Here is an 8375-nt window from a genome sequence, read left to right on the forward strand (position 1 = left end):
GCATGCCCTCATCTCGCATGTCTCCTCGGCCTGTGCCAGGTGCCGCTCATGTGGGCGCGGCGCGCGAGCTTGCCGCGGTAGCCGTTACGACTTGACGCGCCCGCGATCACTCGAAGCTTGATCAAGGAGACGACCCCGTGAAGACCGCTGTGGAGGAGCTCAGCCCGACCCGGGTGAGGCTTACCGTCGAGGTGCCGTTCGAGGAGCTCGGCGAGAGCCTGCAGGCGGCGTACAAGAAGGTCGCGCAGCAGGTGCGCGTCCCCGGGTTCCGCCCCGGCAAGGTTCCGGCCCGCATCATCGAGCAGCGGTTCGGCCGCGCCGTGGTGCTGGAGGAGACGCTCAACGACGCGGTGCCCAAGCTGTACGGCCGGGCCGTCGACGAGAGCGACATCTTCCCGGTCAGCCAGCCGGAGATCGAGGTCACCAAGATCGAGGACGGCCAGCAGGTCGAGTTCACCGCCGAGGTGGACATCCGTCCCGACTTCGAGGTCCCCGACTACCAGGGCCTCGAGGTGACCGTCCCGGTCGCCGAGGTCTCCGACGCCGACATCGACGCCCAGCTGGACGGCCTGCGCCAGCGCTTCGCCACCCTGACCGGTGTCGAGCGTCCCGCGGCCGCGGGCGACTTCGTGGTGATGGACCTGGCCGCCGCGATCGACGGTGTCAACATCGAGGAGCAGCAGGCCAACGACGTCTCCTACGAGGTCGGCGCCGGCTCGGTGCTGCAGGGCCTGGACGACGCCCTGGTCGGCCTGTCGGCCGGTGACACCAAGGAGTTCACCACCAACCTGGTCGGCGGCGAGAACGCCGGCGAGGAGGCCGTGGTCACCATCACGGTCAAGAACGTCAAGGAGAAGGTCCTCCCCGAGCTGGACGACGAGTTCGCCCAGCTCGCCAGCGAGTTCGACACCCTGGACGAGCTCAAGGACAGCATCCGCGAGCAGGCGCGCCGCAACAAGCTGATCGACCAGGTCGTCCAGGCCCGGGAGAACGCGCTCGACACGCTGCTCGACAAGATCGACATCCCGCTGCCCGAGAGCGCCCTCAAGGCCGAGGTCGACAACCGCAGGCACAACCTCGAGCACCAGATCGCCGACAGTGGCCTGAGCAAGGAGGCGTACTTCCGCCTCTACCAGACCACCGAGGAGGAGCGCTTCGCCGAGTTCGACGAGAGCGCGGCCAAGGCCCTCAAGACGGGCTTCGTCCTCGACAAGATCGTCAAGAGCGAGGAGCTCGGCGTCAGCGAGCAGGAGCTCACCAACTTCGTGGTGCGCCGCGCCATGCAGATGAACGTCGCTCCCAACACGCTGGCCCAGCACCTGGCCGACAACGACCAGCTCACGCTGGCCATGGTCGAGATCGTCCGGGACAAGGCCAAGAGCGTCATCGGCGACGCCGCCAAGGTGACCGACGAGGCCGGCAACGAGGTCGACCTCAAGGCCATCTACACCGAGATCAACGGTGAGGAGCCCGGCCAGGCCGACGAGGCCGAGGCCGAGGACAAGAGCGAGGACAAGGCCGAGGCGAAGTAGCCCCGGGACCGGTACGCACATTGCCCGTGGCGCCCCCGCAGTGTTCTGCGGCGGGCGCCACGGTCATGCCGGGGCGCCCCTCACCGCTCGCGCCACGGGTCCGTGGAGCCCTCCGGCGCCCGGTGCCGGCCCTTCGCTCCCACCGGGGCCCTGCTGCTCTTGTCGCCTTTCCGCCCCTGCAGGGCTCTGCCGGATCCCACCGGGGCCCTGCTCGCCCCTGTCGGGCTCTTCCGCCCCCACGGGGGTTCTGCCGCTCCCACCGGGCCCTTCTGCTCCCGCAAGGGCTTTGCCGCTCCTGCCAGGGCCATGCCGTCCGTCATGGGCCGGACGGACGCGTGGGCCCTTCCGAGGGGCCTCGACCGCGTCCGTGCCCGGGGATCGCGCCGAACGTCTCCTGCCGCTCCCCGCGACGGGTCCTCACCCCGTTCCCCCGGCGCCCCGCGTGCTCCGGCCGTCTCCGGCGCCCTCCGGTTCCCCTCGGTGCGGCCTGCGTGGGATCCGGAGGATCTCCGCGTGTCCCCGGGAGATCCGACACGCCGGGCGGACCACGGCCGGAAACCTTCTCCGGGGCGGCGGGCACGGGCCCGCGGACGTGCGCGGGAGGGCGCGCCCAGCATGCGCCGTCAGCGAACAGCGCGTTGAGGAGGCATGTCCGGTAGGCGGCGCGGGTTAAGGTCACAGGCAAAGCCAATCGATTACGACGCATCGGAAGGTGACGCTGTGACCAGCCCGCCGACCTTCTACCAGCCGACCGGCTCCGGGCCCGAGTCGATGAGCCAGCCGACCGGCTCGTTCAGGCTCGAAGACCAGCTCTACCAGCGGCTGCTGCGTGAGCGCATCATCGTGCTGGGCACCCAGGTCAACGACGAGATCGCCAACCGGATCTGCGCCGAGCTGCTCCTGCTCGCCGCGGACGATTCAGAACGCGACATCTGGCTCTACATCAACTCGCCGGGCGGTTCCGTGACCGCCGGTATGGCGATCTACGACATGATGGAGTACGTACCCAACGACGTGTGCACGGTCGCGATGGGCCTGGCCGCTTCGATGGGCCAGTTCCTCCTCTGCGCCGGTGAGCGGGGCAAGCGCTACGCCCTGCCGCACGCGCGGATCATGATGCACCAGCCGTCCGGTGGCATCGGCGGTACCGCCGCCGACATCGCCATCCAGGCCGAGCAGATGCTCTACGTGAAGAAGACCCTCGCCGAGCGGATCGCCTTCCACACCGGCCAGAACCTGGAGCAGATCGAGGCCGACTCCGACCGCGACCGCTGGTTCACGGCCGAGGAAGCCAAGGACTACGGCTTCATCGACCAGGTCGTGCGCAGCGCTCGGCAGGTGCCCTCCACGGGCGCCGTCTCCTGAAGGGGCACAAGGTGAGTGAGTTGATCCGGCCGGGAGACATCAACGGCCGCTACGTTCTTCCGTCGTTCACCGAGCGCACGTCCTACGGCATGCGGGAGATGAACCCGTACGCCAAGCTGTTCGAGGATCGCATCATCTTCCTCGGGGTGCAGGTGGACGACGCCTCGGCCAACGACGTCATGGCCCAGCTGCTGACGCTGGAGTCGCTCGACCCCGACCGTGACATCAGCATCTACATCAACTCGCCGGGCGGTTCGTTCACCGCCATGACGGCGATCTACGACACGATGCAGTTCGTCCGGCCGGAGATCCAGACGGTCTGCCTGGGCCAGGCGGCCTCGGCCGCGGCGGTCCTGCTGGCCGGCGGCACGCCGGGCAAGCGGTTCGCCCTGCCGAACGCCCGGATGCTGATCCACCAGCCCTCCACCGAGGGCGGCGGTCAGGGAAGCGACATCGAGATCCAGGCGCGTGAGATCCTGAGGATGCGCGCGCAGATGGAAATGATCATTGCTCAGCACTCGGGCAGGGCACCGGAGGCGGTCCGCAAGGACATCGAGCGGGACAAGATCCTTGACGCCGTGGAGGCCAAGGAGTACGGGTTGATCGACGACATCATCCCGTCCCGCAAGAAACTTGCCAAGGCCGTAGCCTCCTGACGAGGCACAGTGCACCGGAACCGTGCCGAATCCGGCACGTTCCGGTGCGACTCGCCGCTAGGGGGCTCACTGAGGGCTCAGAAGACGGTAACGTCGAAACCTAAGCGGGATGACTTTTCCATCGGGTATCGGGCCGATCGGAAGAAACGGACCGCGGCAGCCAGGGCGGTCCCACGCAAAGGAGTATCTGGGGTGGCACGCATCGGCGACGGGGGAGACCTGCTGAAGTGCTCTTTCTGCGGGAAGAGCCAGAAGCAGGTCAAGAAGCTCATCGCCGGACCCGGCGTATACATCTGCGACGAGTGCATCGACCTCTGTAACGAGATCATCGAGGAGGAGCTCAGCGAGTCCTCCGAACTCAAGTGGGACAGCCTTCCCAAGCCGAGGGAGATCTACGAATTCCTCGACGCCTACGTCATCGGTCAGGACCAGGCGAAGAAGGCTCTCTCCGTGGCGGTCTACAACCACTACAAGCGGGTGCAGTCCGGAGAGCGCGGGCGTGACGACGGCCTCGAACTGGCCAAGTCCAACATCCTGCTCCTGGGCCCGACCGGTTCCGGCAAGACACTGCTCGCCCAGACGTTGGCGAAGATGCTGAACGTTCCGTTCGCCATCGCCGACGCCACCGCCCTGACGGAGGCGGGCTACGTGGGCGAGGACGTCGAGAACATACTGCTCAAGCTGATCCAGGCCGCCGACTACGACGTCAAGAAGGCCGAGACCGGCATCATCTACATCGACGAGGTCGACAAGATCGCTCGTAAGAGCGAGAACCCGTCGATCACCCGGGACGTCTCCGGGGAGGGCGTGCAGCAGGCCCTGCTCAAGATCCTGGAGGGCACGACCGCGAGCGTTCCTCCGCAGGGCGGGCGCAAGCACCCGCACCAGGAGTTCATCCAGATCGACACCACCAACGTGCTGTTCATCTGCGGTGGCGCCTTCGCGGGCCTGGAGAAGATCATCGAGTCCAGGGTCGGCCGCAAGGGCATCGGCTTCAACGCGATCATCCGCTCCAAGGAGGATGTCGACAGCTCCGACATCTTCAAGGACGTGATGCCGGAGGACCTGCTGAAGTTCGGCATGATCCCCGAGTTCGTCGGCCGCCTCCCGGTGATCACGAGTGTTCACAACCTCGACCGCGAGGCGCTCATCCAGATCCTCACCGAGCCCCGCAACGCCCTGGTCAAGCAGTACCGTCGCCTCTTCGAGCTCGACAACGTCGAACTCGAGTTCACCGACGACGCGCTGGAGGCCATCGCCGACCAGGCCATCCTGCGGGGCACCGGAGCCCGCGGCCTGCGGGCGATCCTGGAGGAGGTCCTGCTCTCGGTCATGTACGAGGTGCCCTCCCGTCAGGACGTGGCCCGCGTGGTGATCACTCGCGAGTCGGTCCTGGAGCACGTCAATCCCACGCTCGTACCGCGTGACCAGCTCAGCAAGCAGCAGCGTCCGCCGCGCGAGAAGTCGGCCTAGGCGTTCCCGCGAGCCCGCGAGGCTCGCACGACCGGCGCCCCCACGGGTTCTCCGTGGGGGCGCCGGTCTTTTCCGTGAAGGACCGGGGCCGCCAGGTCGTCCCCGGCGACCACCGCCGGCCTCGTCCCGCTCCGCCGGTCCTCTCGATCCGCGGAGGAACAGACCGGGGGACCGGGGGGCCGGCCCGCCGAGCCGGGGAAGGGCGAGAAGCACGATCCGCGGGACACGGGACCCGCGGACATCCCTAGACTTGGGCATCGTGACGACGCCAGAGCTGCCCACCCAGTACGCACCCGCCGACGTGGAGACCCGGAGCTACGAGCGCTGGGTATCGGAGGGATACTTCACCGCCGACCCGAGCAGCGAGCGCGAGCCGTACACCATCGTCCTGCCCCCGCCGAACGTAACCGGCGTCCTGCACATCGGCCACGCCCTCGACCACTCCGTCCAGGACGCGCTGACCCGCCGTGCCCGCATGCGCGGGCAGGAGACGCTCTGGCTGCCCGGCATGGACCACGCCGGTATCGCCACCCAGAACGTGGTCGAGCGTGAGCTCGCCAAGGACGGCCTCTCCCGGCACGACCTCGGCCGCGAGGCGTTCGTCGAGCGCGTCTGGCAGTGGAAGGAGGAGTCCGGCGGCCGGATCCTCGACCAGATGAAGAAGCTGGGCGACGGCGTGGACTGGTCGCGCGAGCGCTTCACCATGGACCCCGGCCTCTCCCGCGCCGTTCAGACGATCTTCAAGAGGCTCTTCGACGACGGGCTCATCTACCGGGCCGAGCGGATCATCAACTGGTGCCCGCGCTGCCTGACCGCGCTCTCCGACATCGAGGTCGAGCACAGCGAGGACGAGGGCGAGCTGGTCTCCATCCGCTACGGCGAGGGCGACGACTCCATCGTGGTCGCCACCACCCGGGCCGAGACGATGCTCGGCGACACCGCCGTGGCCGTGCACCCCTCCGACGAGCGCTACGCCCACCTGATCGGCCGGGAGGTGGAGCTGCCGCTCACCGGACGCCGGATCCCGATCGTGGCGGACGAGCACGTCGACCCCGCCTTCGGCACCGGTGCGGTCAAGGTCACCCCGGCGCACGACCCGAACGACTTCGAGATCGGCCGGCGCCACTCGCTGCCCTCCCTGACGATCATGGACGAGCGGGGAGTGATCACCGTTCACGGCCCGTTCGAGGGACTCGACCGCTTCGAGGCCAGGCCGGCCGTGGTGGCCGCGCTGCGCGAGCAGGGCCGGATCGTCGCGGAGAAGCGCCCCTACCTGCACTCGGTCGGGCACTGCTCGCGGTGCAAGACCGTGGTCGAGCCCAGGCTCTCCCTCCAGTGGTTCGTCAACGTCTCGCCCCTGGCGAAGGCGGCGGGCGACGCGGTTCGGGACGGCCGGACGAGGATCCATCCGCCGGAGCTGGCCAAGCGCTACTTCGACTGGGTGGACGACATGCACGACTGGTGCATCTCCCGGCAGCTGTGGTGGGGCCACCGCATCCCGGTCTGGTACGGCCCCGGGGGAGAGGTCGTCTGCGTCGGCCCGGACGAGCAGGCGCCCGAGGGCTACGTGCAGGACCCCGACGTCCTGGACACCTGGTTCTCCTCGGGACTGTGGCCGTTCTCCACCCTGGGATGGCCCGACAAGACGCCCGAGCTGGCGAAGTTCTACCCGACCACCGTCCTGGTGACCGGCTACGACATCCTCTTCTTCTGGGTGGCCCGGATGATGATGTTCGGCATCTACGCGATGGACGGCGAGCCGCCGTTCCGGACCGTGGCGCTGCACGGCATGGTCCGCGACCAGTTCGGCAAGAAGATGTCGAAGTCGTTCGGCAACGTCGTCGACCCGCTCGACTGGATCGAGCGCTTCGGCGCCGACGCCACCCGCTTCACGCTGCTGCGCGGCGCCAACCCCGGCTCCGACGTGGCGATCAGCGAGGAGTGGGCCGGAGGCTCGCGGAACTTCTGCAACAAGATCTGGAACGCCACCCGCTTCGCGCTGATGAACGGGGCGGTGACCGGAGAGCTCCCGACCGAGGAGCTCACCGCGGCCGACCGGTGGATCCTCTCCCGGCTCCAGGAGGTCATCACCTCGGTGGACGCGGCCTTCGAGGACTTCGAGTTCGCCAAGGTCTCCGATCTTCTCTACCACTTCGCCTGGGACGAGGTCTGCGACTGGTACGTGGAGCTCGCCAAGATCCAGATCGCCTCCGGCCAGGAGCACACCCGCATCGTGCTGGGGCACGTCTTCGACGCGCTGCTCCGGCTGCTCCACCCGCTGGTGCCGTTCGTGACGGAGGAGCTGTGGCGCGCGCTCACCGGGGGCGATTCGATCGTGGTCGCACAGTGGCCGACCGTGCAGGAGTCGCTCCGTGACCCCTCGGCCGTGCAGGAGATCCTCGCCGTGCAGGGAATGATCACCGAGGTGCGCCGGTTCCGATCCGACCAGGGCCTCAAGCCGGGACAGCGGGTCGCGGCGCGGCTCTCGCTCGCCGGGACCGCCCTGGCCCCGCACGAGGGGGCGATCCGGTCGCTGCTCAGGCTCGACCAGCCGTCGGAGTCGTTCGCCGCCACCGCCCGTCTCGACGTGGCCGGGATCGCGGTGGAGATCGACACGGCGGGCACGATCGATGTGGCCGCCGAGCGCAAGCGCCTGGAGAAGGACCTCGCGGTGGCGCGCAAGGAGGCCGCCCAGGTCGCGGCCAAGCTCGGCAACGAGCAGTTCATGGCCAAGGCGCCCGACGACGTGGTGGCCAAGGTCCGCTCCCGTGCCGCCCAGGCCGATCAGGACATCACCCGGCTGCTCGCCCAGCTGGCCGCGCTGCCGGCGGGCTGAGCCCGTCGGACGCGTCTTTCGGCGTCGGTCGGTACGAGCCGTCGGACGGTGATGGATGCGCGGGGAACCCGGAGTCTCTTGACTCCGGGTTCTCGTGTTTGAGATGTGGGAGCCCAGGGAAGACCTACTCGTTACCGGGAAGATGGCCCGGGGAGCCCTGGACGGCTGGTAGTGTTCTTCATGCAGGGCGAGCCCCTGCAGCCCCCTAAAAGATCCGACAAATCGGACATGCCAGTTTTGCTGGACATCGGCCGGATGTTGGAGTAAGTTAGAGGGGTTGCCCTGGAAGCAGGGCGGTCGACATCCTGGTGGTCTTGGCGGGTTCGGGTCGAGGGTCGGGAAAACCGACAGTTTGACACGAATCACGCGGATTCACTAGAATGGTAGTACGAAATGGAACGCCTCTGGTGGTCGGCCCGAACGGGTCCGGTTGACCGGGTGTACGCGTCCGTTTCTTGAGAACTCAACAGTGTGTTAAAAGCCAGTGCATGAAGCACAACCCTGTCCTAACCA

5 protein-coding genes are annotated in these 8375 nt (G+C 67.9%); all 5 read left to right on the forward strand.

The window, feature by feature from the left end; translation table 11 throughout:
* Positions 1 to 137: 137 nt before the first annotated feature.
* The 5 genes from tig to ACZ6RT_RS18305 all read left to right on the forward strand — a co-directional run bounded on the left by tig (position 138) and on the right by ACZ6RT_RS18305 (position 7862).
* Positions 138 to 1532: a trigger factor gene (gene tig, locus ACZ6RT_RS18285; protein ID WP_470154828.1), complete on the forward strand. Its 1395-nt coding sequence runs from the start codon at positions 138 to 140 to the stop codon at positions 1530 to 1532.
* A 720-nt stretch (positions 1533 to 2252) separates the two neighbouring features.
* Positions 2253 to 2897, forward strand: a complete 645-nt coding sequence (locus ACZ6RT_RS18290) for a ClpP family protease (RefSeq protein ID WP_386206743.1) — start codon at positions 2253 to 2255, stop codon at positions 2895 to 2897.
* Between the two features lie 11 nt (positions 2898 to 2908).
* Complete coding sequence (locus ACZ6RT_RS18295; RefSeq protein WP_344895762.1) at positions 2909 to 3553, forward strand: ATP-dependent Clp protease proteolytic subunit; 645 nt, start codon at positions 2909 to 2911, stop codon at positions 3551 to 3553.
* Positions 3554 to 3745: 192 nt separating this feature from the next.
* Positions 3746 to 5026, forward strand: coding sequence for an ATP-dependent Clp protease ATP-binding subunit ClpX (clpX, locus tag ACZ6RT_RS18300; protein WP_344895765.1), 1281 nt, complete (start codon positions 3746 to 3748; stop codon positions 5024 to 5026).
* A gap of 250 nt (positions 5027 to 5276) precedes the next feature.
* Entirely contained in the window at positions 5277 to 7862 is a 2586-nt protein-coding gene (locus ACZ6RT_RS18305) for a valine--tRNA ligase (protein WP_399197128.1), read from the forward strand.
* The last annotated feature ends 513 nt before the right edge of the window (positions 7863 to 8375 follow it).

The organism is Streptosporangium sp. NPDC050148 (assembly GCF_055586505.1).